Source organism: Nitrospirota bacterium, from assembly GCA_016235245.1.
In the GTDB taxonomy this organism is placed as follows: Bacteria; Nitrospirota; Thermodesulfovibrionia; order Thermodesulfovibrionales; family UBA6898; genus UBA6898.
In genome coordinates this window covers 19,022-43,717 of record JACRLO010000004.1, presented here as the reverse complement: position 1 = coordinate 43,717, position 24,696 = coordinate 19,022, and the positions used below count along the sequence as shown (strand labels likewise).

Annotated in this window: 24 protein-coding genes and 4 tRNA genes; 10 read left to right on the top strand and 18 right to left on the bottom strand. The window is 48.0% G+C overall.

Annotated elements, in window-relative coordinates:
• Positions 1-2: 2 nt before the first annotated feature.
• A complete protein-coding gene (gene hyfB / locus HZB31_01635) occupies positions 3-2,048 on the bottom strand; it encodes a hydrogenase 4 subunit B (GenBank protein ID MBI5846651.1) in 2,046 nt (681 codons plus the stop codon).
• Positions 2,045-2,737, bottom strand: coding sequence for a PTS sugar transporter subunit IIA (locus HZB31_01630; GenBank protein MBI5846650.1), 693 nt, complete (start codon positions 2,735-2,737; stop codon positions 2,045-2,047). The genes hyfB and HZB31_01630 overlap by 4 nt, the downstream gene beginning before the upstream one ends.
• Positions 2,738-2,936: 199 nt before the next feature.
• Between HZB31_01630 and pal the strand changes: the two genes are divergently transcribed.
• The 7 genes from pal to HZB31_01595 all read left to right on the top strand — a co-directional run bounded on the left by pal (position 2,937) and on the right by HZB31_01595 (position 7,706).
• A complete protein-coding gene (gene pal / locus HZB31_01625) occupies positions 2,937-3,500 on the top strand; it encodes a peptidoglycan-associated lipoprotein Pal (protein ID MBI5846649.1) in 564 nt (187 codons plus the stop codon).
• Between the two features lie 78 nt (positions 3,501-3,578).
• Complete coding sequence (locus HZB31_01620; protein MBI5846648.1) at positions 3,579-4,154, top strand: NYN domain-containing protein; 576 nt, start codon at positions 3,579-3,581, stop codon at positions 4,152-4,154.
• Complete coding sequence (locus HZB31_01615) at positions 4,151-5,035, top strand: phosphatase PAP2 family protein (GenBank protein ID MBI5846647.1); 885 nt, start codon at positions 4,151-4,153, stop codon at positions 5,033-5,035. Before HZB31_01620 ends, HZB31_01615 begins: the two co-directional genes overlap by 4 nt.
• Complete coding sequence (locus tag HZB31_01610) at positions 4,998-5,702, top strand: response regulator transcription factor (GenBank protein MBI5846646.1); 705 nt, start codon at positions 4,998-5,000, stop codon at positions 5,700-5,702. The genes HZB31_01615 and HZB31_01610 overlap by 38 nt, the downstream gene beginning before the upstream one ends.
• A complete protein-coding gene (locus HZB31_01605) occupies positions 5,692-7,044 on the top strand; it encodes a HAMP domain-containing histidine kinase (GenBank protein ID MBI5846645.1) in 1,353 nt (450 codons plus the stop codon). Before HZB31_01610 ends, HZB31_01605 begins: the two co-directional genes overlap by 11 nt.
• 3 nt (positions 7,045-7,047) lie before the next feature.
• Entirely contained in the window at positions 7,048-7,323 is a 276-nt protein-coding gene (locus HZB31_01600) for a DUF167 domain-containing protein (protein MBI5846644.1), read from the top strand.
• Between the two features lie 53 nt (positions 7,324-7,376).
• Positions 7,377-7,706, top strand: coding sequence for a hypothetical protein (locus HZB31_01595; GenBank protein MBI5846643.1), 330 nt, complete (start codon positions 7,377-7,379; stop codon positions 7,704-7,706).
• An 81-nt stretch (positions 7,707-7,787) separates the two neighbouring features.
• Here HZB31_01595 and HZB31_01590 read toward each other — a convergent pair whose 3' ends face one another.
• Together HZB31_01590 and HZB31_01585 are read right to left on the bottom strand one after the other, a co-directional pair.
• Complete coding sequence (locus HZB31_01590) at positions 7,788-8,813, bottom strand: DUF2950 domain-containing protein (GenBank protein ID MBI5846642.1); 1,026 nt, start codon at positions 8,811-8,813, stop codon at positions 7,788-7,790.
• Positions 8,810-10,057, bottom strand: a complete 1,248-nt coding sequence (locus HZB31_01585) for a DUF3300 domain-containing protein (GenBank protein ID MBI5846641.1) — start codon at positions 10,055-10,057, stop codon at positions 8,810-8,812. The genes HZB31_01590 and HZB31_01585 overlap by 4 nt, the downstream gene beginning before the upstream one ends.
• Before the next feature lie 306 nt (positions 10,058-10,363).
• Between HZB31_01585 and HZB31_01580 the strand changes: the two genes are divergently transcribed.
• On the top strand, positions 10,364-10,903 hold the full coding sequence (locus tag HZB31_01580) for a lipid-binding SYLF domain-containing protein (GenBank protein MBI5846640.1): 540 nt from the start codon (positions 10,364-10,366) through the stop codon (positions 10,901-10,903).
• A gap of 108 nt (positions 10,904-11,011) precedes the next feature.
• Entirely contained in the window at positions 11,012-12,403 is a 1,392-nt protein-coding gene (locus HZB31_01575) for a patatin-like phospholipase family protein (GenBank protein MBI5846639.1), read from the top strand.
• A gap of 22 nt (positions 12,404-12,425) precedes the next feature.
• On the opposite strand, the gene HZB31_01570 is transcribed toward HZB31_01575, so the two are convergent.
• The 6 genes from HZB31_01570 to HZB31_01545 form a co-directional block, all read right to left on the bottom strand.
• Positions 12,426-13,073 carry a zinc ribbon domain-containing protein gene (locus HZB31_01570; GenBank protein ID MBI5846638.1) on the bottom strand — a complete coding sequence of 216 codons (648 nt, stop codon included), beginning with the start codon at positions 13,071-13,073 and terminating at the stop codon, positions 12,426-12,428.
• A 199-nt stretch (positions 13,074-13,272) separates the two neighbouring features.
• Entirely contained in the window at positions 13,273-13,881 is a 609-nt protein-coding gene (locus HZB31_01565; GenBank protein MBI5846637.1) for a DUF4118 domain-containing protein, read from the bottom strand.
• A 1,353-nt stretch (positions 13,882-15,234) separates the two neighbouring features.
• Positions 15,235-15,310: transfer RNA gene (locus HZB31_01560), tRNA-Lys, on the bottom strand.
• Positions 15,311-15,439: 129 nt separating this feature from the next.
• Positions 15,440-15,516, bottom strand: a tRNA-Arg gene (locus tag HZB31_01555).
• A 101-nt stretch (positions 15,517-15,617) separates the two neighbouring features.
• Positions 15,618-15,694: transfer RNA gene (locus HZB31_01550), tRNA-His, on the bottom strand.
• Positions 15,695-15,822: 128 nt separating this feature from the next.
• Positions 15,823-15,899: transfer RNA gene (locus HZB31_01545), tRNA-Arg, on the bottom strand.
• Between the two features lie 146 nt (positions 15,900-16,045).
• On the opposite strand from HZB31_01545, the gene HZB31_01540 reads away from it, so the two are divergent.
• Positions 16,046-16,816 (top strand): hypothetical protein, encoded by a 771-nt coding sequence (locus HZB31_01540; protein ID MBI5846636.1) that lies wholly within the window; start codon positions 16,046-16,048, stop codon positions 16,814-16,816.
• A gap of 151 nt (positions 16,817-16,967) precedes the next feature.
• Here the strand turns inward: HZB31_01540 and HZB31_01535 are convergent, their stop codons facing one another.
• The 8 genes from HZB31_01535 to HZB31_01500 all read right to left on the bottom strand — a co-directional run bounded on the left by HZB31_01535 (position 16,968) and on the right by HZB31_01500 (position 24,635).
• The gene (locus HZB31_01535; protein MBI5846635.1) at positions 16,968-17,690 is read right to left on the bottom strand and encodes a hypothetical protein; all 723 of its coding nucleotides are present in this window, start codon (positions 17,688-17,690) and stop codon (positions 16,968-16,970) included.
• A 37-nt stretch (positions 17,691-17,727) separates the two neighbouring features.
• On the bottom strand, positions 17,728-18,450 hold the full coding sequence (locus HZB31_01530) for a serine/threonine protein phosphatase (GenBank protein MBI5846634.1): 723 nt from the start codon (positions 18,448-18,450) through the stop codon (positions 17,728-17,730).
• A gap of 40 nt (positions 18,451-18,490) precedes the next feature.
• Positions 18,491-19,099, bottom strand: a complete 609-nt coding sequence (locus tag HZB31_01525; protein MBI5846633.1) for a hypothetical protein — start codon at positions 19,097-19,099, stop codon at positions 18,491-18,493.
• Entirely contained in the window at positions 19,083-19,679 is a 597-nt protein-coding gene (locus HZB31_01520; GenBank protein ID MBI5846632.1) for a hypothetical protein, read from the bottom strand. The genes HZB31_01525 and HZB31_01520 overlap by 17 nt, the downstream gene beginning before the upstream one ends.
• Positions 19,666-22,047 carry an Hsp70 family protein gene (locus HZB31_01515; protein ID MBI5846631.1) on the bottom strand — a complete coding sequence of 794 codons (2,382 nt, stop codon included), beginning with the start codon at positions 22,045-22,047 and terminating at the stop codon, positions 19,666-19,668. The genes HZB31_01520 and HZB31_01515 overlap by 14 nt, the downstream gene beginning before the upstream one ends.
• Positions 22,048-22,127: 80 nt before the next feature.
• Positions 22,128-22,949 carry a hypothetical protein gene (locus HZB31_01510; protein ID MBI5846630.1) on the bottom strand — a complete coding sequence of 274 codons (822 nt, stop codon included), beginning with the start codon at positions 22,947-22,949 and terminating at the stop codon, positions 22,128-22,130.
• A gap of 8 nt (positions 22,950-22,957) precedes the next feature.
• Positions 22,958-23,602 (bottom strand): hypothetical protein, encoded by a 645-nt coding sequence (locus tag HZB31_01505; GenBank protein MBI5846629.1) that lies wholly within the window; start codon positions 23,600-23,602, stop codon positions 22,958-22,960.
• Positions 23,603-23,672: 70 nt separating this feature from the next.
• A complete protein-coding gene (locus HZB31_01500; GenBank protein MBI5846628.1) occupies positions 23,673-24,635 on the bottom strand; it encodes a WYL domain-containing protein in 963 nt (320 codons plus the stop codon).
• Positions 24,636-24,696 lie beyond the last annotated feature (61 nt).

Below are 24,696 nucleotides of genomic sequence, written 5' to 3'. Positions count from 1 at the left end.
GGTTACCGCGTAACCATCAGCAAAAATATAATAGTCACAAATGAATAGATAAGATAGGTCTGTATACGGCCCTGTTGCAGCAGGCCAACCCTGCGCGATATCCAGAAACTGACATCAATAAGCGGCTTATAGAGCCAGCCCCAAAAACGGTCCCGTATGCGGAGATAATGATACAGCTTCCCGGGGAATGCCCTATGGGCTGCCTGGGGATCCAGCTTCACCCGCTCTCTGATGCTGAAGAAAAAGTCGAAGATCCTCCGTATCGGCATCGCAAAAGACGTCGAGGTATACTGCATACGCTGCGTCACCTTCTCAAAGCCGCAGTCCCAGAGAGGAACCCTCTTGATAGAACCTGATCTGACATGCAGCAGAAGATAGGCGATAACGATGACAGCAAGTATCACGAAGAAAACCATCGGACCCGAGTATGAGGCCCGTTCGCGAGCCACCGGAGTCAGCCACATCCAGCCGAACGCACCTGCTGAGGTGCTGATCTTCGAGCCAACAAGATACCCGGGCACGGTATCCATCCAGTCGATTATAAGGGTCGGCAGAATGCCCAGGAAAAGGCAGCAGACCGCAGCCATGATCATTCCCAATTTCATCGGCCAGTTCACCTCCTGGATATGAGGAGCGCGCTGGCCGCGCCACTGGCCGAGAAAGGTAACACCAAAAGCCTTCACAAAGCAGGCAGCGGATAACGCGGCAGTAAGTGCAAGGAGCGCAGCACCCATCGGGATCAGCAGTTTCATCAACGGGCTTGGCAGAGAAGGAGAAAGAAGAAAGGCCTGAAAGGTGAGCCACTCGGACACAAAGCCGTTAAAGGGCGGCAGGCCTGAGATAGAGACGCAGCCGACCAAAAAAAGTGCAGATGTCCAGGGGAGCATATGGATGAGACCTCCCATTTTTTCCATGTTCCTCTCATGTGCGGCATGCAGCACACCTCCTGCTCCCATAAAGAGAAGCCCTTTGAACATGGCATGGTTCAGGGCGTGATAGAGGCCTGCGGTAAGCGCAAGGGCTGCGAGCAGGGGAAGCTGAAACGACGTAAATATCATGGCAAGACCGATGCCGATCAGCACGATCCCGATATTTTCTACCGAAGAATAGGCTAAGAGTCTTTTGAGGTCATTCTGCATCAGCGCAAACAGCACCCCAATCACCGCAGAGATCAGACCCAGCATCAATACCAGCGCTCCCCACCACCAGGGAAAAGAATGTATGAGGTCGAAGGTCACCCGGACAATGCCGTATATGGCGGTCTTGAGCATAACACCGCTCATCAGGGCGGATACATTTGACGGCGCAACAGGGTGAGCCTCAGGAAGCCAGACGTGCAGCGGGATCACTCCGGCCTTGGCCGCAAATCCGAAAAACGCCAGCAGAAATGCAGCAGTCGCCCATGCGGGCGTAAACTCTGCCTGCCGCATGGCATCAAAGGTATAGCCATGAAACCCTTCAAATCCCGTCACTAGGCCTGCCATAACACCAAAGGAGAGGAGTATTGCAATTGCTCCTACATGGGCAACGACAATATAGAGAAATGCAGCACGCCGGTTTTCCATGCGTTCGTCCTCGAAAAGCACCAGGAAGTATGAGGCTGCAGCCATCACCTCCCAGGCGATAAGGAAGAAGAGGGCATCATCTGCCAGGATGACCATGAACATGCCGGCAAGAAAGAGTGCATAAAAAACAGCCAGTCTTGTGACCGGCCGCTGAGCGATGATGCCTTTTACATAACCGAGCGAATAGATCGAAACAAAGAAAGAGAGAGCACCCACGATCGTGAGAAAAAATCCTGCAAGCGGATCGAGCCGCAGATGAAACGGCAGGTCAGGCAGGCCGATCGCCATGACCGCCTGATTGGTAATGTTATCGTTGACTGTCCATACCCCGGCGACAAGGGCAAAAAGGGATGCCACCGATGCGAGGGAAAAGCTGACGGCCACAAGCAGGCGCTGAACCCTGTCCAGAAACATCGACAGAACGGCTGATCCCAAAAGCAGAATGACAGCGGCGCCAGCAAGCTCGATAGGATTAATATTCATTCCGCATTTCCTGAACCGAATATCTCGGTCTCTTTTGAAAGAAATATATCATAGAGCTGATCGGCCGGGATATTCCTCTGCACTGCCGAAATAACCTGATCGTCCTTGAGGAGTCTCGAAAGCTTGGCCTGAATCCTCAGAAACCTCTTTTCGCTCTTTGGGAAAATGTAAAAAAGCGTGTCCACGTTCTCATTGTCCAGCGCGCCAAACGGTATCGGGCGCTCAAGTCTGCAGAGTGCTATAGAGGACAGCGCAGCGGTGAATTCCCTGAAAGGACGAGGATGGGGGAAGGCTATGCCGTTGCCGATTGCCGTGGAACAGAGGTTCTCTCTTTCTATAATGGCGTCGAAAAGTCTTTTCAGGTCAATCTGGGGAATCGCCGTCTTGATGCTGCGGAGGCACGACATGATCGCAGCATCTTTCGCATTGCCGGCAACATTATAGTAAATACCGCCCCTCCTCAACATCTCCGTGACCGAGATGAACTCTCCGTCAGACGGAGCACTTTTGTCCGAAGCATGATAGTGAAATTCGCGGGTATCCTCAACCCAGGAAGCGATTTCTCTTCTGTCAAACCTCCACTGACCGCCAACCCTGAAACAGGGAATTGTCTCGTCCTTTATCATCCGATAAATGGTCTTATCCGAGACATTCAGAAGTTCCGCGACATTTTTTACGCTGAGATTCATTTTGGCGGTTATTACCCGATATTTGATTTGATATGTTACGCGTTTGTATGTTAATAGAAGAGGCTGCTCTTGTCAATTTTATCGGACTTGTCGTAACAATTCTTGACACAAAATGACATGATTACTATAATGAAGACACGTTGATCCAAAAATAGACAAATCAGGACAATCAATCCATTAGAGGAAGGTGAACGAATTCATGAAAAATGGTTTAGTGGCAGTTCTGGCGCTCGTAAGTATTATTGTATTTTCCGGCTGTTCCCAGAAAAAAGTGTCGACCGTAGATCAAACTTCGGCACCGGCAGCAACACAAGGCAACCCTTCTGACAAACAGACTGCAGCCGATTCCAAGAAAATTCCGACAGAGTCCGTGACATCGCTCGACAAGGACAAGAAGGATACGATACCGGCTTATGTCAGAGAATTGCAGGCAAAACTGCAGGACATCTATTTTGCATATGATAAATATGATCTTTCTGACGAGGCAAAACAATCGACGAAGGTTCTGGGCGACATCCTCATGAAAAACAAGAAAGTAAAAGTCACCATCGAGGGCCATTCCGATGAGCGCGGGACCAACGAATACAATCTTGCCCTGGGCGACAGAAGGGCAAAGGTCGCAAAAGAATATCTCGTTACACTGGGTATCCCGGCAGGAAAAATTGAACTTATCAGCTATGGAGAAGAAAAACCGGCCTGCACAGAAAGCAGCGAATCCTGCTGGGCAAAAAACCGAAGAGATCATTTTGCGCTTTCTGAATAGAATCACCCTGTCTGCATAGGTCGAAAATCATAGCGGTCGCCTCTGATCTTCCGGGAAAAGAGGCGGCCGCTCTCTTTTGTGGCGCCAGGTGATCACCCCCGGGATTCATCCTCTCCAAAATACCTGCTATACTATCTCAGCAAAACGACATCAGGAGAGACGGCAATTTCTTCGCTCATCATAGACGGCTACAATCTCATCGGCATACAGCACCGGGATCTCCAGAAGCAGCGGGAGAGACTTATTCTGCAGCTTGCTGCATATAAAAAACGGAAAGGCCATGACATCACCGTCGTATTTGACGGCTGGAAATCAGGGGGCCATAACCAGGAACAGACCATTACCGGAGGGGTTTGTGTTATCTACTCCCGCCTCGGCGACAAGGCAGACGAGGTGATCAAAGACATAATGGGGCAGGGCGGAAAAGAGTGGATCGTGATCAGTTCTGACAGGGAGATTGCGGACCATGCATGGAGAAGCGGTTCAGTGCCTGTCCCTTCTGATCAGTTCTCAAGCCTGCTTGAGCATGCCGGCAATAATTTCAGCAGCAATGATAACGAGCAGGAAGAAGACTTCGAACAAAAACTGAAAGGCAGCCCGAGACAACGGTCAAGAAAAGAAAAAGCTCTCATACGGGTTCTCAATAGGCTATGAGCAGAAACATTCTCGTGCTGCTCAGACCTGCGGACACCCTCAATTTTTTCTCGCTGACCATACTGACCGTTATCACGGTCATATTCAGCCATAAGATTGACCATGCGGCATTTCTCATCCTGCTTTATTGCGGTCTGTTCCTTGTTCAGGCGCTCTTGCTTCTGCTCCGGGACAAAGGACGGTTCATGCACTGGTCCTATCATCTGATATTCCCGACCATATCGATTCTCGCCATTTTCGACAGCCTCGAATATGTCGTGCATGCCGTAAATCCTGTGGACATAGACCCGTTTCTGATAAAGCTCGATTTCCTTCTCTTTGGCGGACATCCGACCGTCATGATGGAGAGGATCATGCACCCCCTGCTTACCGATGCTCTCCAGATCGCCTATACGAGCTACTATCTTCTGCCGTTCACCCTCGGCATTGTTCTTCTGGCACAAAGACGTGAAAAGGAGTTCGACTCTGCTCTCTTTATGATCATGCTCTGTTTTTATCTTTCATACGCCGGGTATCTGCTCTTCCCAGCAATCGGGCCGCGCTTCACCCTAAACCATCTGCAGAATAGTGAACTCCGTGGCTTCATCCTTGCGGCGCCGATACAGGAACTGCTGAACCGCCTTGAAGGCATAAAGCGTGATGCATTTCCGAGCGGCCATACCGGCATCGCACTTACCGTACTTTTCCTTGCCTTCAGATTTGAGAAGAGGCTCTTTTGGACATTTCTGCCCTTCGTTGCAGCACTTATTTTTTCTACGGTTTACCTCAGATATCATTATGTGGTAGATGTACTGGCTGGGATTATCCTGACCGTCTTAACCCTGTTTTTCGGAGGTGCATATTATGGATATTGGCAGAAAAGAATTCATCCTGATCGTTGAGGACGAAAAGAAGATCTCTGATATTGTCAGGGCATACCTTGAGAAAGAAGGCTTCAGGATAAAGGTGGCTGAAAACGGGTCTGCCGCGCTCGGCATTTTGAAGGAGAATCCGGATCTGATCATATTGGACCTCATGCTTCCGGATATGGCAGGGGAAGAACTCTGCTCCATAATCAGGGAAGCCTCAGAGGTCCCGATCATCATGCTTACCGCAAAAAGCGGCGAGGAAGACCGGGTCAGGGGCTTCGGTATCGGTGCAGACGATTATGTAGTCAAGCCCTTCAGCCCCAAGGAGCTCGTTGCGCGCATAAAGGCGCATTTGAGACGGGCCGGAAAGAAAAAGAAGAACCATCTCAGCTACAACAGGGGCAAGCTTACGATTGACCTCGACCGCCATGAGATAACGTTGGGCGGCAAATCATTGCAGCTTACGCTCACGGAGTTCAAGATCCTCACCTCCCTTGCCGAAAACAATGGCAGAATACTCTCACGCAACCAGATCGTGAATATTGTTCAGGGCTTCGATTTTGAGGGCTATGACAGGACCATTGACGCACATGTCAAAAACCTGCGTCACAAAGTCGAGGAAGACTCGAAGTCGCCCGAATTCATACAGACCGTGTATGGTGTCGGGTATAAATTTATCGGCATACCTGATGAGGAATAAGCTTTTTCTCTCTTTTCTTGCGGTCGTCCTCCTTTCGCTCATCTCGGGGCTCATCTATGAACGCCTTATTACGAGAGATTTTGAGGAATATGTAAGCGGCGCAAGGGAAGACAGGCTTTACTGGATCATGGCGTCCATTGAAGGCAGTTATGAGGCTGGCCGCTGGGATCATGCTGCGCTGCATGAGGCCCTGCACTGGGCTGTCATGCTCGGCTTCGATCTGACCATTGAGGACGCGGAAGGCCACGAAGTGATGAGTTCTGCGGCTGCCATTACCATGCTCTCACCCTCCATGCAAAAGCGGATGCTCGCAATCACTGATCTGAGCTCTGCAAAAGGAGCCTATGAACCCTATCCCCTGTATCAGGAAGGAAGAGAGATCGGCACGATGAAAGTGAGGCAGCTCAGCAGGCCAGGCATTGAAGAGAAGGAAACCCTCTTCAAAAAAAGGGGGCTCTATTTTCTAGTCGTAGCCTTCTCTATTGCAGGCGGCGGGGCTGTCCTTCTTTCCCTGTTTTTCAGTCTCTTCCTTTCTCGGCCCCTGAAAAAGATGAAAGGTGCCGTAGAATCTCTTGCCGAGAGCGACTTCAGTGTACGTGTCCCGATATACTCCGGGGATGAACTCGGTCAATTAAGCCGCAGCTTTAACTACATGGCTGAGGCCCTGCAGCGTGAGGAGGCCCTGCGCAGGCATTTGACATCCAATATCGCCCATGAGCTTCGCACCCCGCTTGCGGTCATGAAGGCAAATATTGAGGCTATAAACGATGGCATCATCACTGATCAGGTACAGGGGCTTGAGAATATCCGGGCAGAGACAGAAAATCTTATAAGACTCGTGGAAGGCATAGAAGACGTCACCAAGGCTGAAGCAAGCTTTTTTACAAAAAAGAATTTTGTGATGGTTAACCTTAAGGAATTTCTTTTGCGCATCCGGGATAGAATGCTTCCTCTCGCTGCGGAAAAAGGGCTTCAGATGACGATATCGGACAGAGAGGACCTGCCCGTATTTTCTGACCCTGAAAAACTGGAGAGGATCATGCAGAATATCCTTTCCAATGCGCTCAAATATACGGATAGGGGCTCTATCCGGATCGATTTTGGCAAAGATGGCAAGGGAATTTATATTGAAGTCGCTGACTCGGGAAAGGGAATTGCGCAGGACCGGCTGCAAGACATCTTCAAGAGGTTTTACCGGGGGGAAGAGTCCAATGGCATCGGCCTCGGACTTGCCATTGTCAAAGAGCTGGTCGAAGCCATGGCGGGGACCGTAGAAGTGAAAAGTGCGGCGGGCAAGGGATCACTGTTCCGGATATGGCTTCCGGAAAACCGCGAGGGATAAGAGATGAAGGAAATACCGTTTAAAAAGATAAAAAACGGCATAACGATCGAGATTAAGGTTGAGCCAAGGTCTTCGCAAAAAGGCATCGCAGGCGTTATGGACAACAATGTCCTGAAAGTAAAACTCACCTCACCGCCCGTAGAAGGGGCTGCAAACGAACAGCTGATCGAGGTGCTCGCTGAGGGATTGAAGCTAAAAAAATCACAAATAAAGGTCATCAGGGGGCATACATCAAAAAGGAAAGTGGTGCAGATCAGCGGGGTTGAGGATATCTCATGAAGAGAATTCTTCATAATTTCTTCATCACCGCGGCATAGGATAAGAAAGAGGATATGATGAAAATTCTGCGCAGTATCATCAGATCAGCGCTGGCGGCATTCATTGTGCTGGCTGCCGTTTCGTTCTCTTCCGGAGGGGAGGGACCGATTACGCCCTATGGCGCTTATTGCAAGGACTGCGCAGTGTATGGCGCATGCAGGGAGTCTATTCCTCTCAGGGAAGCCATACAGTCGCTCAGCAAATACTACGAAGAGCGGGGCTACCGTCTGGGCCATATTTCTCATAAAGGCAGGTTCATTGAGGCCCAGGTGCTTCGGGAAAGCAGACAGGTTGACAAGGTCATCTTCGACAGAAAGACCGGCAGGATACGGTCTGTGTACTGAACGCAAGATCTCTCCTGAAGCAATTTCCCGGACAAAAAGGGCACGACCAGAACACCGTCATGCCCTTGTCGGCATAAAAAATCAATTCTGCTGTTTTGACGCTTCCTCGACCTTTTCCCAGGTCTTATCAGGATCATACCTGGTTATTTTCGATGCCCTGGCTGTTTGTTCCCCAAGGTCCTTCTGATAGATCACGCCCTCCTGATTCACCATAAAGGTCATGATCCCTGACGAGCTATATTTGGCAGGATAGGCAAGGAGACCGAAACCAAGAACCATATGTCCCTTGGCAATATAATCAAAGGCACCGCCTTTTGCGCTGGGGCCCTGGGCCTTGATGATCCTAAAGTAGTAGCCATGAAAAGGTTCCATTTTTGAGCGGGCCTTATTATAACCCTCCCCTGAAGCCTTTGCGATCAACGGCCCCAGAGGACTCTCCTCTTCGCCTTCTTTTGCATCCCAATACAGGCCGTCCCGCTTGCCTTCTGTGCTGATCAGGCGCTGGGCAAATTCAAAAACACCGTCATTGTCCCGATCTTTTACAGCGTATTCGCGCTGTGCGTCAGTGTAAGCCTGGAGCACGTTTATAACATTCAGTTCGTTTCTGCCGACCCTTCTGCAGAGGAGTTCTTCCCTGCCTGCCTTTGTATCAAAAAACCACCTGTCTCTTTTCCTGATGACAGGGATAGGAAAAAGACGATCCTGGCTGCCGATACGGAGCAGGGCTTTATCAGCTCCCCTCAGCTCTGTGTTGTTTTTTTCTTCATAGGCTTTCATAAATCGCTCTTTTCTCATCCTGTCATCAACCTCATCACCTGAAAAAATAAGATCTCCTGATCCGGGTCCGAGAATAGCAACCAATTCTTTGCTATTATTATTTTTGACTGCAACCGCCAGGGCTTTGGCTGCCTCATCGGGTGATGCAAATGTCCTCTGTTTTGCGCCAACACCGGCCTTTGCAAAAGCAGAACCTGCAAAAAAGGCAATACATACCATTACCAGAACACCTGCCCATGCAGATGCAGATGACCGCATTCGCCTCTGCATCATCGCGGTATTTGAGGCAAAGGTGTCAGAGTTCTGTATCTGTTTGGAGCATATCGTCATCTTCCCATCCTCCTGAGTTCTCCGCGGCCATCCTGCCCCGAGTTCAGGCCCTTGCTGCGCCCCTGACTTCTGCCGCCATCATTACCCCTGCTTTCGCCCGTGCTCTGACCAGCGCCTTCACGACTGCTCCGGCCGCGTTCGCTCTCCATACTTTCTCTCCTTGCGTCACCGCCACCATCAAAGACATTTTCCCGCTTCGGGATTACCGGCCTCACTCCGCGGTCAATTTGTTCACGGACTCTGCCCTTTTCCGGGCGGACTGTCCCGCCGCTTCTCAAAGGAGTTCTTTCCGTATCCCTCCGGGTCGTCTCCCGTGTCTGACTGTCCATGATCCGGCGTTCAGGAAAACCGCGAAGTTCACGTCTCGACTCACGGGATCGTTCAGCAGCCTGGCCAAATTTTCTGGCCGTCTCCCTGTCCCGGTATGCAACGCCTCTGCGGTGCTCTGAATCATGATGCCACCTGTCACTACCATCTCTATCGCCGCGGTGACGATGAAACCTGTGAGTTCTGCCCCAGTCAAGTACGATAATATGGTTATACCAATCAAAATAGCACCAGGAACTCGCAGAAATGCCGACATAGATGCCGGGCCAGAAAACCAGGCCGGCGCCTATGACCGCAGGTCCTGGCCACCAATAATAGGGAGGATAGGCAGGATACCACCAGGGTCCGTAGACATAATAAGGGTCATATGACGGGACATAAACCACTTCGGGGGTAGACGGTTCGATGATGATCGTCTCTCTTTCGACGGTCACCTTCTGCTCTTTCGTGGAAGTGAGGTTCCCTGTCTCGCGGGCCTTCTCCCTCAATTCCTGGATCATGGCCATAACATCAGCCTGTTGTCCGAGAAAGGCATCGCCAAGTCTGGTTGTCTGTGCTATCTTATCGCTCATTGAACTGACAATAGAAGGGAAATGGCAGAGAGACTTAACACTCGGATCCCACTCTTTGTCCACAAGGGCTTGATCCAGCTCATCGCCCTCAAGACCTGCATTCTTCTTCACCCACCGGTCAGCCTCTACCACCTCGAGTGGATATGTGGCGGCCATCAGTATCTGAGACAAAAGTGCATCGGGGAACAGGGCAACGGGTGCCAGCATCTGCGCAAGCTGCTCCCTGCTGAACGACCCGTATTGAGCTCCTCCCCCCGCATCCTGCGCCAATGACTGCAGCGGCAGTGTAAGAATTAATATGACAAGGAGACAGACTGACCGATTTATGACTCTGCGTATCTTCATACTACCTCCCCGGCGTCTAAAACGTCTCTTGGTAACATTACCAAGGGAGCATCCTCACTCGGTTATTAAACACATTGTATCACGCATTGTTTCAATAGCAAGAGAGCATTAAACAGGACCTGCCATCGTTTCCCTTATCCGTAAGGGGAAATTAAGGCTGTTATGCCGTCTGAACCTGAAAAGGGGCAGCTGAATGCCAGACTTTTTGGCAGGCCGGCTTTGACACCGCACCGCCGCCAGCATATAATGAAAAGCAGGTGACGTGCAGACTGTCACGCAGACTTATTTCTCATAACGAGGTGGAAAATGAAAAGAATCATCATGTCAAGCATGGCTTTTGTTTTAATTCTTCTTCTTTCGTCCGCATACGGCGGTTGGGATCCTCGGGACAGGGAGGAAGAAGAGCGTGCCGTAAAAGATACGATAAGCCGGCTCCTGTCGATCGATCCAAGCCTGCAAATATATTTTGACAAGGCGTACGCCTATGCGGTATTACCGACAGTCGGCAAGGGCGCTTTCATAGGGGGCGTAGGATATGGGAGGGGATGGTTCTTTGAAAACGGAAAAGCAATAGGAAAAGTGAGCATTACTCAGCTGAGCGCCGGTGCCCAGATCGGCGGACAGGCATACCGGGAGATCGTTTTTTTTCGTGACAAAGACCGCGCTGAGGACTTTAAAAATGGCCGTTTCGAGATGGGAGCTCAACTGTCCGCCATAGTCGTAACCGAAGGCGTAGGGAAAGCAGGAACCTACACGGACGGTGTGGCGGTCTTTATACTTCCAACCGCCGGATTCATGGCAGAGGCAAGCGTAAGCGGCCAGCGGTTTGGTTTTGAGCCCTTCTGAGGTCGATACCGCAGCAGCCTTTACCGTAAGCAAAAAACCGTACCATGCAGAAAAGCGGGCGGAACAGAACACCTTGAACAGACCGGCGTTTTTCCTCAGGGAGCGTTTATGCAGGGGAGAGTAATATACTTCCTTGCTGTCGCTCTTCTGGCCTCGATTCTCATCCCCGGATGTGCACATTATCCTGCAAATCAGCCTCTCAAGGAATATAACCCGGCAGCCGGGTACCGGGCCAAAAGCATGAGAATGCCCGGAAAATCCGATGACATGCTTATTTTTCTGACCCTATCAGGGGGCGGAACCAGGGCAGCCGCATTTTCATACGGAGTGCTTGAAGTGCTTGCCAATACCGTAATCGTGACAGAGGGAAAAGAACGAAGACTCCTGGATGAAGTTGACACCATATCGAGCGTTTCCGGTGGGAGTTTCACTGCCGGTTATTACGGTCTTTTTGGCGATCGAATCTTCCAGGATTTTGAAGGCAGTTTCCTGAAAAAAAATATTCAGGGAGAAATCCTCTCAAAAATTTTCAACCCGGTAAACGTGGCGCGTCTTCTTTCACCCTATTTCGACCGCAGTGATTTGGCCGCCGAGTATTACGACAGGTATATCTTCGACGGAGGCACCATCGGCGATATCGCGGCCCGGAAAGGTCCGATGATTATCATTAATGCCACCGACATGACATACGGCGTGAGGGTCGGATTTACCCAGGACATGTTCGACATGATCTGCTCGGATCTTACGAATTTTCCTGTGGCACGGGCTGTTGCCGCCTCCTCGGCAGTGCCCGTTATCCTGAGTCCCGTGACCGTGCGGAATTATGCAGGGAGCTGTAATTATACAATCCCTGAACCCGTCGATCGCGTTCTGAGGGAACACGATGTAACAGACCGGCAGATCCACCTCGTCAATAGCATTAAGCCCTATCTTGATCCCGAAAGAAAACCCTATCTCCATCTTATCGACGGCGGCGTTGCAGACAACCTGGGCCTCAGGGCAATTGTTGACAGGATAATCTTCAGAGGGGACTTCTGGAAAACGATACGAAATACGCATCATGAAAATGTCCACAAGGTTATCTTCATTGTGGTCAACGCCGAAACCCAGCCTGATTCCAAATTGGATAGGATGGAGAGTCCTCCGGCATTAGCCGCAATGCTTGAATCCTATTCGACAATTGCCATAGAGCGGTACAATGTCGAGACCATAGCGCTTCTGAAGGAGAATCTGAAGGAATGGGCCGAGCAGGTCCGCGCACAGCGCTGCATCGGGAAAACAGCCTCGACAGATCCGGGTTCCTGCGGAGATATGCAGTTCTATATCGTAGAGGTCAAGTTTGATGCGCTGCAGGACGAAATAGAACGCGGGTATTTCAAGCGGCTTTCTACTTCTTTCGCCCTGGCACCTGAGGATGTAGATAATCTGCGGGCTGCAGCAGGCCGGATACTTACGGAATCCAGGGAATTCCAGCGGTTGTTACGCGACCTGCGTAAATAAACTCAATCGCAAAATCCGATTATTATGCCATCTTCTTCCCGCATTCCGGACAAAATTTTGTGCCTGGCGACGCCTCATAAGAACAGCCCGGGCAGGTTACCGAAGTTGCCAGCTGTTTTCCGCAATTCGGACAGAATTTTGCTCCGTGTGTCTCCGTATTGCAGTCAGGACAGACAAGCTGCCGGCTCCTGGTAACATCCCTCTGTTTGCCGCGCTTCATACCTTCTTCCACCGCCTTCTCGCGGACGGCGGCGATCTCACCCTCCGCTATGGCAGAATCGATCTCCACTTCCGCATCAGGCGCGCAGTTGAGGCAGAGGCCCTTATCTTTATTCCAACATACGTCGCAGCTATACTGAAAACATTTTGCACAGCGGTGAAAGTGTTTCCTGGCCTGGTCCACGGCATTCTTAAAGGCATCGTCCCTGGCCGTTCCCCAGCCTGACTGAGCCAGCCCCTCCACGGCATCTCCGACATTGCCGAGCACGCCGCCAAGCATTCCGGCAGCCTTGCCAAGCCATCCTGAGGCCTGACCTCCCCGGTATGGAACAAATTCGGTCCGCCAGGTGTCACTGCAGCGTTCACAGTAGAATTCGAACTGAAAGCCGGCGCTGACACCATGCTGCTGACAAAGATCATTGTAATTGTCGCTAAACTTTATATCGCCCATCGCATCTCCTTCACTATTAGTGCGTTAAACATGTCATTGTTTTGTATTATGGACACATTTGTGAATCAACGTCAATCGAGATATACAGAAGACTCTTAAAGACGTTGACATACCGGACAGGGCTGCACCAATGCCACATGAATATGCGGTAAACCATTTATCTGCTCTATGCTGTTGTAATCATTAAGCACTGCATTTGCTAAACCTTATCCGTTTTGTCTCCCTGTTTGCTTAACAAAAAAGCATATTCCTTGGGATACAGTCTTTGGGCGCATTCAGGACATATGCCATGTGAGAACTCTGCTTCGGAATGATCACTAATATAGTCTTCCATCCGATTCCAGAAGCCTTTATCATCCCGGATTTTTTTGCAGGACGCACAGGTGGGGAGCAAACCGCTTAATCGCTTCACTTCACTCAATGCCTGCTGAAGCTCTTCAACCAGCTTCCTGCGTTCATCCAAATCTATTTTTACCGTGGAAAGCACAACGGTATAGATACTGAAGAAGCCGAAACGCATCAGAAGATTCCATCCCTCAATAACAATATTTGAGTATTCTTCTCCTGCCATAAAATCAACGGCAGCGGTTATCAGGGCACTCATAAGTGAAAATAAGAGGCCCAGAGTTCTGCCTCCGAACCATGCCGCAAGGCTTATAGGAATAAGATAAAAGAGCGATATTCCTATTTCATAGCCGGTTAAATAATCAGCAAGACCGGTACAAAGAAGTAAGGCAGCATTGATTGCAAGGATAAAAGACTTCGGCTTATGACCTAGATACTCGGAGATCTTCCCAAATAAATTCATTATGTCGTTACCCGCCCCACCCTATGCTATGCAGTTCCATATTTTTGCAATCACTCTTCTCTCTATCCATTATTCGGGCCATTTTGCGGATGCAAAATAACCTGCAACGAAACAGCCGTCATGTGTGAAACATATCACAGATTATTGAAGAAATTGTGAAAATCACAAGCCCTGATATCCTGATACTCAGGGGACAGTACGAGATAAGAGTGCCTTTCTTTTGTATCTGTGTCAATAAACGCAGATCTAAAATAAGACCCATGTACAGATATCAGCTTAAAACGCAGTCTCAATCAAGAATGTGAGGGTCAATTCCGGGAGAACTGCAGGCTTAGGGGGCTACACTTGTATGTTTATTCGATATCACTCATAAAAAAAGAAGTGAAACACCTTGGGTCTTGGGCAAGCTTAGATTTTTCTATTTGGAGGCTTTGGCAGATGCTTTAGGCTTCCCCCTCGATGCTGGGGGCCTGCTCACCACATCTTGCTCCCGCTTCCTGACCACATTACTTAGTTCTAAGACTTAACCCATTCCAAGGTATTTACTTCTTCTGTCTCTAAAAGTGGTGTTCTGCTCATCCTCAGTGCTCAGCGGTTTGAACATCTTGAGACATACAGCATAAGAGTTTTACGTCTGTACTTTACGTCCTACGAATTTAAAACCTTTCTGCTGAGTTGAGGCGAGCAAAACAACCACTTGGTGTGCCTCTTCTGATTCCAATCTACTCCCCTTATAAATGGTTGTCAACTTAAATAATCGGGATCACCCCCTATAGGGCAAATGGTGAGCCGCTTATCCCAGGGGGTGATCATGTGATGTCTCGACCTCTGACAGCCCCACGGTTTCCTACTTTAGCGCAGCGTTAACACTTACGACACTGTCCAGTTTTTCCATACCACTCTGGCTTACAATCGGGCTTAACTGATAAGTGCAGGGTAATCCTTTATCAATCTGAACAGAAGAGCCATCTTCTCCTCATGCGTCATTGTCTCATACAGAGAAGAGTCCATCAGGATAGTTACCAGCATTCTCATTTTTCCCTTGTCCATATTTTTATCCTCTGAATTATAATTGCATAATATATGCCACTGGCTTAAAAATAAAGCGCAGAGCGAAATCTATTTTTAATTGCTTTATTATCAGTTGGTTGCATCAATATAATCACAGGAATGGACAGCGTTATTTAATTGACTGAGCGGGAAAAACTGTCTTTTTTGGAACTTTCTTCCTGATTTTCTGACACACTTCCTGAGTTCAGCATACCAAGAGACTATTTAGGGATGTAGTGATTTGGTAGTGATCAAAGCAAGAAAAAAGGGTTTGCAGGAAAACCCGCAAACCCTTGTCTATAATGGTGAACCGTGCAAGATTCGAACTTGCGACCCGCTGATTAAGAGTCAGCTGCTCTACCAACTGAGCTAACGGTCCATTGAAAAACAGTGATTGGTAATCAATAACCAGTGAAACGATATATTAATCAAAATAAATTTCAGAGTCAACCAAAACTGCCCGGTTAAAGAAAAACTTTTCTTTACTTCTTCAAGAGCAGGATTTGGGTGGCGCGCCTGAGAGGATTCGAACCTCCGGCCCTCAGCTCCGGAGGCTGATGCTCTATCCATCTGAGCTACAGGCGCATGAAAAAACGTTATAAATTCAATCAGGAATAAGACCGTATGAGACGCCAAAACCAAATACCCGATTGATGACCCCGCACCTTATACGGGCAAGTGTTAAATGGGGTGAGTGAGGGGGCTCGAACCCCCGACCACCAGGGCCACAACCTGGTGCTCTAACCAACTGAGCTACACCCACCATAATAAAAACCGTTAATGTTGAAGCTGGTGACCAGTGAATAGTATAAACGAAAAAACCGGGAAAAGCATAGCATCTCCGGACCTTATCACCAATTACGTATCGTTTCACTGATCTCAGCAATAAAATGGTACGCCTGACAGGATTCGAACCTGTGGCCTACTGCTTAGAAGGCAGTTGCTCTATCCAACTGAGCTACAGGCGCATACGTAATTGCTTGATTTAATTCAATTCTGTCTGATGGATACATTGGATAGATTGGACTGAAAGAGGGATTTTGTTGCCTTTCCACCACCACTACCCACCACCAATGAAAACAGACTGATTATATTACCACAGGAGGAAATTTAAATGAAATATTCCGACCTTATAACCGCCGTAGACACGGTAAAAGCTCTTTCTTTACTGGGAATAGAAGGAGAGCCGTCGGGAGCATACGTAAAGTACCCTTGCCACAAGTGCGACAAACAGGCAGTTATCAAATCATTCGGGGAAAAGAAGAATGTTCTTTACTGTCCTGAATGCAAAATCAGCGGGCAGATTGTAACCTTAACCATGGAAGTTAAGAAACTTTCGTGGGAAGAAGCGTCCAAGCTCCTTGAGGAAAAGGCAATAACTACAGCCACTTCCAAAATAACCAATGAGTTAACGCTTAACTACGAGCTTGATTACCTGAAACAGCTCGAAGGAGTGATCTCTCCAGAGATAGCGAAGGAACTCGGAGTGGGAAAGCCAAAAGGCAAGACTATGATGAGCGGTTGTATCGCTTTCACGGTTCATAACGAAAGCGGAAAGAAAATCGCTTACTGGGGAATGAAACTGAAAGACTCCAAACCTGCTTTTCATCACTCTTTCAACCCAGAATTCTATTTGTATAATTACCATCGGGTAGATCCTTCTCAGGAAGTCTATTTCACGACTGACATGCTTCAGTGCCTGAAACTTATAGGCGAAGGGAAACAGGCAATCTGCAATTTCGGATTGCGGTACATTTCCCAGGAACAGATGAGGCTCTTGAGCGATCTGAAACTTGTGAACTTAATGACTAACGGAAACGAAGCAATTACACAGGTCATAAAGAATGTTCACAATGTTTTTTTCAGGACTCTCAGAACAGTATAGCAAAAAACCTGTTGCATCCTGCAGGGCTACATCAGGATGGTGAGACGATACAATCAAAAAGGACATTCCAAATGGAGTGTCCTTTTTTCTATTGAAGACCGCTCACCCTTAAAGATTTGATGTTTTCATTCAGCACATCGTTTTACTATGTTCAGTTTGTACTCGCCGATGATTTAAGCACTGCGGCCATACTCGGAATATGAAATACTTCCGAGATACCCGTGGATCTAAGAATTGTCCATGTTGGGTCCCGCTCTGATACCTCTGTCTTAAGGCATATAACGTGTGGGCCGACAAGCATGTAGCCGAAGGAGAATGAGCCAAGCTGAAGCAAAGACCTCACATCGAGACCAATTATTCTGTCAAGACTGATGCCGGTATCACGCGAACTCTGCTGAAGAGCTCGGATAAAGGTGCCCATCATGGTTGTAAAACCGTGACCGAACTGTCTGTCGTAAGCCGCGTCAAAGGGATACTCAAGGCACTCACGGCCTTGCTTGGATGGAGCTCCAAAATATGCAATCCCTGTCTCAAAGCGCCCAGCGTCTTTAGTGCGGCGATAAGCGAATGGCATAAACAGGCCAGAGAAGCCGTGACTGAGGTAGCTCTGCAGACTTTCCGCAACAAGGATAGCATTGGCCTGGCGTGTGATGTTGCTCTGCGCCTCATCGTAATCAATGGGCTGTTGCTTGACAGCGAAGAGCTCGTCCTCGCCGCGCTTTATGACTAACCCGAAGTCAGCGCCTTGATACGTCGAAGTATAGCGGGCTATTCCGAAAGGTAAAAAAGAACGGATGGACTCAAGAAGCTCCACTGTGGGGGGAAAGAGTTTAACTTCTCCTTTGGATGTTGACACTGTTTTCATTGGGGTCATGCTGATTTCTCCTAAGAAGTATTTTCAGACGTTCTGCTTATCTATGCAAACGCAACGGCTCAATAATCAGTTCATTCACGCTGTATGTTCCATGATCGGGGCCACCTGTGTTTATCCAGTGGACTTTCCTGTATACAAGGTCTACCATGCTTAATCTTCCTGTTCTGCCCCAAACACTTTGGAATGCGCCCGTGTCGATATAAAGGGTATTTGATCTGGCATGAAAACTTACCTCATCACGAATGGCATGGCCAACGATCACCATCTTGCCGCTGTAATGAGGCAGGGGTGAACTGCTCCAGAGAAGATCTTCAGGATCAGCTTCAGACAAAGGCAATGAATGATCTGCTCCGGCATGAACAAAGATGTACTGTTCGGTCTCTGCATACAGTAGCAGCTTTTTCATAAAGGAAATGACACCGGCAGGGAGCTCGCCACCAAAGCTCTGCAGCGTTGCCTCTCCGCCGTTTGCCAGCCAGTGAAACTTTGCCGCAATGCGAGCGTCCCTATTCCCCTTGTGAGCCTTCAGGCACATTTCTTCATGATTTCCCATGAGAAGCGTTACTCTTGAGCCATGTCTGGCCTTGAGATCCATAAAGAACTCAATAACACTTCTGGACTGGGGACCCCTGTCAATATAATCACCGAGAACCACTAGCTCATCCGTTTTCGGCTCATAACCGCTGGAATTGAGTAACAGCATCAATTCATCATACATTCCATGAATATCACCCATTACCAAAAGCCGGCTGTTAGTCATTTTGACACCTTGTCCTCGTTCAAGCACGTTTGCCATGAGCTCATACAAGCCTACAGAACGCATGATTAATCACGATCTTTTTGCCCATCCATTCCGCGATCTGTATGGCTTCAGATGACACTACAGCGCAGTCATAATATTTAGAGGCATTATCTCTGATGTCTTCGTAGTTATCCTTTTCTGTACGCGCAACGTTCAGTCCGAACATATTGCCGAGATCAGATATATAGTATGCGTCCTGCTCAATAGTTTCAGACACGAAATGAACCCGCGTTACATTTAGGCCATCATAATAGAGGAATGGTCTGGAATTCTCCTTGAGATAATCTTGGCCCTGTTCTCGGTATCCTGCTATGTCAGCCATCCAGGTTGGAATTGTCTTGCCCTTTCGCGTTACGGTCAAAAAAAACATCTCGCCAAAAGGCACATACCATACCAGAAATTTGCCTTTAGGGTTCTTAATGGCTAAGTGGTAGCCGATCTGGAAAGTCAGAAAACTATCAAGATTGATACCCTGCTTTAGTGCCGCTTCCTTTGTTGCATCCCATTCGTAACAATAAGCCTGTCCAATAATCCAGTTGCTCTGCCTTGAAAGGTCATAACCTAATTCGCTGCATTCTTTTATCTTGATATCAATTTCCGGGATCATTGCCGTCTCCTTCACTCGTCACAAACATTAGATTTGCCAAAGGATCAGGTTCTTCATAGCGGAACGGCTTTTTGAGACCTGCCTCAAATACTATCGGCCTAACTATCAGTCTGCTCCCGACCTTCCATCCGCAGCGCAATACCTCAACTTCAAAATGCTCCACTTTCTCATCATCAAGCGCCTGGGGGTGTTCATCAAACTCATAATCCTTCGCTGTTGTCCTGCTGAGACTGAAGCGCTCTCCGACATTTCTCACAGGGGCGAGCTGAAGCACGTCTGTAAGAGTATCGAATATGCTGCCCAGCACAGCATTCTGCTCAATGCTGTTTCCAAGGCGTCCTGCTTCCCTGCGCCTTTTATGTTCCGACAGTTCATGCAGAATATCACCATTGACCGACTTGCAGAGGTCTCGGACAATGCAGCCTTTAACCTCAAGGGTAATTTCATCTCTCAATTCCTGCAACGAATCCATAAAGACATTTGCCTGAATATCAGCCTTCTTGAGATACCCTTCGAGCTTTCTGACAGAGTTCCAGACATTTTTTGGTTTTCTTTTGAGAGACTTCTTATTTGTTTTCAAAAAGATCAGCCTCCTCCCATATCCCTGAATCAGGCCCTGCAACAAGGGCTTCGGGACTTCCGTTCAGTAGCCTGGTGTTGCGCGCATTCTGCTGTTGCTTTCTGGCCCTGTCGGCCTCATCATACTCACCAAGAGCTCTGTGCACCCCCTCCATATATTTCAAATACCAATCATTGTCAGGATACCTTGAACTTACTGCCCTCAGGAGTTGTTGGGCCTTTTTGAACTCCTGGCGGGCATTATCTTCTTCTCCGATATGCCGATAAGCATGTCCAAGCCAGTTATAGGCAATATATTCATCCGGATCGATATCAATTGACTCTCTTAATTTAGGGATTGCTTCAGTGACCTGACCGCACATCACAAGTTGACTGCCATAGTTCGCCAGCATAACAGCATTCCGTGGCTCCAGCTCGACTGCCCTTTTAAAATATTCCAGGGCTTTTTCCTCTTCATCAAGATCACCATAGGCAAGAGCAATCGCATTGTTAATCCTCGCCGTCTGAATACCTTTATCCTCAAGCCGCTGAAGTATTTCGAGGGCAGCTGTTGAGTTTCCCCTGAGGCGTTCCTTAATTGACAGATCGATCAGCTTATCATGTGGGACAGACGAGCCCTTCATCCTCATTTCAGCAATCTGCTCCCAGCACCTTCCGACGTCCATATCCTCAGGGGTATTTACATTATGGGTCCAGGGATGACTAATCTCCACCTTCATTTTTGAATCAGGTGCATTTTTCAGGGCAGCGGTGAAACTCATGACTTTATTGCGGTCTATGCTGATGCCAATACTGATCGGTTCCCCTTTTGCCGTGTGGGGAGGCAATGCGAGTCTGAGGTTGCTTATGACCCTGCCATCATCCGCATATATGGATATGCCGACACTGTCCAGATTGTCCTTCGGCACACAGAAATTATCATTGATAAAATATCCCTCATGCGGGAAGGGGAGTTCTGCTCCGGCCTTTACCAACGCCTCTCTTTTCAGGCCATAGGTATAGATCCCTATTTCAGTGTTAACGATAGGCGCAACAATTATTCTTTCATTCTTATGGCGATGGTAGCAGTGTATGGCTGCGCCCTGGGATACCGACCTATCGAGATCAGGGGTTTCGAAGAAATTTGCATGCGAGAGCTGATAGTATCCGGAAAAAGCCTTTTTTATAACAGGGTTATGGCAGCTGCCACCGTTAAATATGAAGCCGTCAATATCAGCCATGCGCAAGCCTGCTTTCCTTAGGGCATTGACGACTGGCCCAAAGAAGGAAAAGGTGTAATAGTCATCGGCAACCTTATAAGAGCTTTCGAGATCATCTGTCACAAAAGGCTCCATTAATTCCATAAACCTTTTCAAAGACATATTGCCATGGACTTTCTTTGTCCTTTCGTCAAACGATGAAATGACCATTGAATCTATTGCCCATGACTGCCGCACCTCTTTTGTCGTCCGATGAGTGTCGAGCTGCCTGCAGAGAGATTCCTTCAGAAGTTTTGCCACAGCCTTCAGCCTGAACCGCACTTCACGCTTTGTCTTCTCCTTGAGTGTCTTGAAGTCTATACCGTTTTTTTCACAGAAGGCTGGTAAAAGCTCCTCTTCAACTATGTGAAGATCAATGTTGTCGCCGCCCAGCTTTTTGTAGTTGCTGATTGCTCTGTTTTTTATCTGAAGGCCCACGCCGGATTGTAACTGCTCTATATCATAGGCAGCCTCAAAAAGTGATATGTCACAGGTGCCGGCACCCAGATCAAACATAAGTATCTTCTTCGAGGTCTTCATGTCGAGTCTTGCATCAAGCTTCTGGTGACAGGCCATGTGGATGAATGCTGCAATCGGTTCGTCAAGGAGGTCTCCCTCATCGATATTAAGGCCAGCCATTTTAGCTGCCTCCAATGTGTCCTTTCGCTGGTTATGCATGAAAGAAGCCGGAACGGTTATTACAACGTTACAGTTCTTTGGCGAAATGCCGGTCTCTTTTTCTGCTGCCCTTATAAGCTGCCTGATTATCTCAGCCGAGACCTCCTTCGGGGTAGATATATCAGGCGATATTGAATCCTCATATATTCTCAACGTGCCCATATCGGACTTTGCGGATGCGAAGAGACTCTCGAAAGGCTTTGCCAGTTTCCCGCTGGCTGCAGCATCGGCCTCAAACCCCGAGATGATTTTCAGCTTCTTCTGTTTTCTTTCGAGATAAATTACCGACGGGTAACGTTGCAGATGATGGTATGCTGTTGCGCCTGGAGGCGGACTGAACTTGACTGTTTCGGGTTCCAGATAGACACCCTGTCCTGCGCGGGGATTATCGACTACATAGCTTATAGATGACCTGCTTGTCCCGAGATCGATACCAAAATATACCTTGCTCATGTCGCCCTCCTGAATACCTTTTTTGTTTCCTGATTCCAGTATAAAGGACGACCTCCCCCAAAGCGTGTCCGAGGTTTAAATTATTCTTCTTTATCTATCCATTGTTCGATAATGTCAGAGTGGATGTTGGCAAATATAGTTCCTTCATCTTCCCAAGGCGCTTTCTCATTCATTGTATCGATCAAATATTTTCGTTTGGCTTCAACATCCCAACTGTCATACTCACCTGGAACATCCCAGTACCAAAAGCTTCCGAGATAATCAATTGTTTTGCCGGGATTATCTTGATCAGGGTTTGAAAACAGGACTTCATGAAACTCAGCGGGCGGATTGCAGGGACCAGGATCAGGAAATGGAAGGCAGATAGGTGCTACTTTATGAATAAGCTCTTTTAACTCCTGTACACTGAGAGTCAGCATGTGATCGAGTATTTCGGCTGCGCTATCCGGAAGGAATTTTGCGTCAAGAAGACGATCTGCAATTCTGTCCCCTTCCCAACTCCTTCTATCATATATCGATGATGTGGCAAATGCTCTTAGCCCTTCGTAAAAGGCTTTTACCATTTGTTTGGTATTTACCGGCGCCACCAATAATTCATCTTTATCCCCATAGTTCATAATTATGAATATGCCATCTCTTCCTCTTTCATAAACAAATTTCTTATCAATTCCTCCTTCTTCGTCAGCCACAAACGCACATTCTTCAACTCCGACAGCAATAGCCTCTATCCAACGGATAAAGCCCGGGAAATAGTCAGTAGTATTACAGGCTTTTACATCTACACTTTGATTCCCGACAGAAACCCGGAAATAGAGGCAGCCATAACTGTAGCATTTCGTCAGGGTGATATTGACATCATAAATGCCGCCGTACAGCAGCTTAAATCTGGTTTGTTCGTCCATTTTTTCTCCTACCCAAAATAGAGTCTTTTTATCGTGTCTAACGGGTGGTCCTTTGGTCTCTTACTGTAATAACTTTGAGGGGACTGATTATCACCCTCGGATATGAAATCTCCCTCTAATGTGTAGTAGCGACTGTTCATCTGTGCCGCGATGCGCAACCCACTTTCTTCAACCCAGAGCTGGCCATTGCAGCCCGGATGCCTAAATGATATTTGTTGTGGCTCCTTTTTTTCATAAAACTCCGGAATATCAAAGTGCGCAATCTTGCTGCCGGAACATTTGAGGCATTTAGGAGGACTTTGTCTGGCTTTTAGAAGAGCAATAAACCGCTCTGCTTTTATGATCTCTTCCTGGAGAAGCTCTATCTCTATCCTATTCTTTCCAAAGTACCGTCTCAGAAATCTCAGGATGCCATGTCCTGTTAATTTGACAAGTTCCTTCCGCAGATAAGGGATGACATCAATCAGTTTATTAATATCCGTCAGATATTCAATCGGTTGGATAGTGTTGCAGGTATAGCACCAGCCCAATTCTCTTCTGACCCATAGCTCATATTTGTCAGAGAACACGTAAAAGAATCCGCCCCAGTTGTTCATGGTATTTGTTCCGAAATCACACGCGTCGCAACGAATTACGCCAAAAGTCATCGACATTGAAGTTCCTCCCTATATTCCATTATAGAGTGGGACCTCCCCCATGGAGTGACCGGGGTCTGGAATGGCTTTAATAAATCTTGGCGGCTTTATCTATTTCAGCTTTGATGAACTGACGGAGGACTTCAGGCTTGAGCACTTCAACACCTGAGCCATATTTGAGGATCTCACGGGCTATCTCGGAGAAATCAGCGACTGGAAAGCTCAGCTCCAGCGAACCATCTTTGAGAGTCTTTGTCTGCTGCTCTCTGTGCCATATCTGATCGCTGATCCATTTTGCCGTATCCGGAGTAAAGCGGAGTACAACCTGCTTTTTGTCTTTGCCCTTATATATGCCGAAGGATGACTGAAAATAGTGCTTGGCGCTGAAGTCCCGTGGAATGCTAAAGCCTTCATCAAGCATTTGGGGTGTCCTGATCCGGTTGAGCTTGAAGTCTCTCATGTTTTTTCTCAAATGACAGTAGCCTATAAGATGCCAGGCGCCCATGTAGTTGAATAAGTGATAGGGATCAATGCAACGGGTGGTATCCTCTTTCCTTGCAGGAGAGCTGTAATTGAATGACAGTCTTTTCTTCTTAAGGCAAGCCTCAAGCACAGTCCTGAAAATATCCTCAGGAGCCGGCGAATACTCAATAAGATGAAATGACATCACATCATCCATGCTGTCCGGGCTTACGGCATGTTTCTTTATGATTGAGGTAATCTTATCGACAGCCGTGGTTATCTCATCGGCAATATAGCTTCCGCTGATGTCCTGAAGCAGTTTACGGGCAACAACAAGGGAGGACAGTTCAGCAGATGATAGATACATGAGTGGCAGAGAGAATGTTTCGTCCTCGTAATGGTAGCCCTTAAGACTCTCATCATAAATCAGAGGGCAGTTCAGCCTGTCCCTCATAAACTCGATGTCCCGCTGGGCGGTCTTTACCGATATCTCGAATTCGTGAGCAAGGCTTGTCGTATTCGGGTATTTTTTCCGTCTTACCCGATCATCAAACCAGATGAAACGTTCATATATATTCTTAATGCCCATGTTGTACTTAAGTATAAGAGAATCAGCAAAAGTATAGCAGATATTTTCTTTGTTGGTGGAA

Excerpts from the sequence above, each read along its gene's own strand:
- HZB31_01535 (MBI5846635.1), bottom strand. The coding sequence starts at position 17,690 with ATGACCCCAATGAAAACAGTGTCAACATCCAAAGGAGAAGTTAAACTC.
- HZB31_01570 (MBI5846638.1), bottom strand. The coding sequence starts at position 13,073 with ATGGGCGATATAAAGTTTAGCGACAATTACAATGATCTTTGTCAGCAG.
- pal (MBI5846649.1), top strand. The coding sequence starts at position 2,937 with ATGAAAAATGGTTTAGTGGCAGTTCTGGCGCTCGTAAGTATTATTGTA.
- HZB31_01600 (MBI5846644.1), top strand. The coding sequence starts at position 7,048 with ATGAAGGAAATACCGTTTAAAAAGATAAAAAACGGCATAACGATCGAG.
- HZB31_01585 (MBI5846641.1), bottom strand. The coding sequence starts at position 10,057 with ATGAAGATACGCAGAGTCATAAATCGGTCAGTCTGTCTCCTTGTCATA.
- HZB31_01530 (MBI5846634.1), bottom strand. The coding sequence starts at position 18,450 with ATGACTAACAGCCGGCTTTTGGTAATGGGTGATATTCATGGAATGTAT.
- HZB31_01580 (MBI5846640.1), top strand. The coding sequence starts at position 10,364 with ATGAAAAGAATCATCATGTCAAGCATGGCTTTTGTTTTAATTCTTCTT.
- HZB31_01575 (MBI5846639.1), top strand. The coding sequence starts at position 11,012 with ATGCAGGGGAGAGTAATATACTTCCTTGCTGTCGCTCTTCTGGCCTCG.
- HZB31_01590 (MBI5846642.1), bottom strand. The coding sequence starts at position 8,813 with ATGACGATATGCTCCAAACAGATACAGAACTCTGACACCTTTGCCTCA.
- HZB31_01605 (MBI5846645.1), top strand. The coding sequence starts at position 5,692 with ATGAGGAATAAGCTTTTTCTCTCTTTTCTTGCGGTCGTCCTCCTTTCG.
- HZB31_01510 (MBI5846630.1), bottom strand. The coding sequence starts at position 22,949 with ATGGACGAACAAACCAGATTTAAGCTGCTGTACGGCGGCATTTATGAT.
- hyfB (MBI5846651.1), bottom strand. The coding sequence starts at position 2,048 with ATGAATATTAATCCTATCGAGCTTGCTGGCGCCGCTGTCATTCTGCTT.
- HZB31_01515 (MBI5846631.1), bottom strand. The coding sequence starts at position 22,047 with ATGAGCAAGGTATATTTTGGTATCGATCTCGGGACAAGCAGGTCATCT.
- HZB31_01630 (MBI5846650.1), bottom strand. The coding sequence starts at position 2,737 with ATGAATCTCAGCGTAAAAAATGTCGCGGAACTTCTGAATGTCTCGGAT.
- HZB31_01615 (MBI5846647.1), top strand. The coding sequence starts at position 4,151 with ATGAGCAGAAACATTCTCGTGCTGCTCAGACCTGCGGACACCCTCAAT.
- HZB31_01525 (MBI5846633.1), bottom strand. The coding sequence starts at position 19,099 with ATGATCCCGGAAATTGATATCAAGATAAAAGAATGCAGCGAATTAGGT.
- HZB31_01565 (MBI5846637.1), bottom strand. The coding sequence starts at position 13,881 with ATGAATTTATTTGGGAAGATCTCCGAGTATCTAGGTCATAAGCCGAAG.
- HZB31_01610 (MBI5846646.1), top strand. The coding sequence starts at position 4,998 with ATGGATATTGGCAGAAAAGAATTCATCCTGATCGTTGAGGACGAAAAG.
- HZB31_01540 (MBI5846636.1), top strand. The coding sequence starts at position 16,046 with ATGAAATATTCCGACCTTATAACCGCCGTAGACACGGTAAAAGCTCTT.
- HZB31_01505 (MBI5846629.1), bottom strand. The coding sequence starts at position 23,602 with ATGTCGATGACTTTTGGCGTAATTCGTTGCGACGCGTGTGATTTCGGA.
- HZB31_01595 (MBI5846643.1), top strand. The coding sequence starts at position 7,377 with ATGATGAAAATTCTGCGCAGTATCATCAGATCAGCGCTGGCGGCATTC.
- HZB31_01500 (MBI5846628.1), bottom strand. The coding sequence starts at position 24,635 with ATGGGCATTAAGAATATATATGAACGTTTCATCTGGTTTGATGATCGG.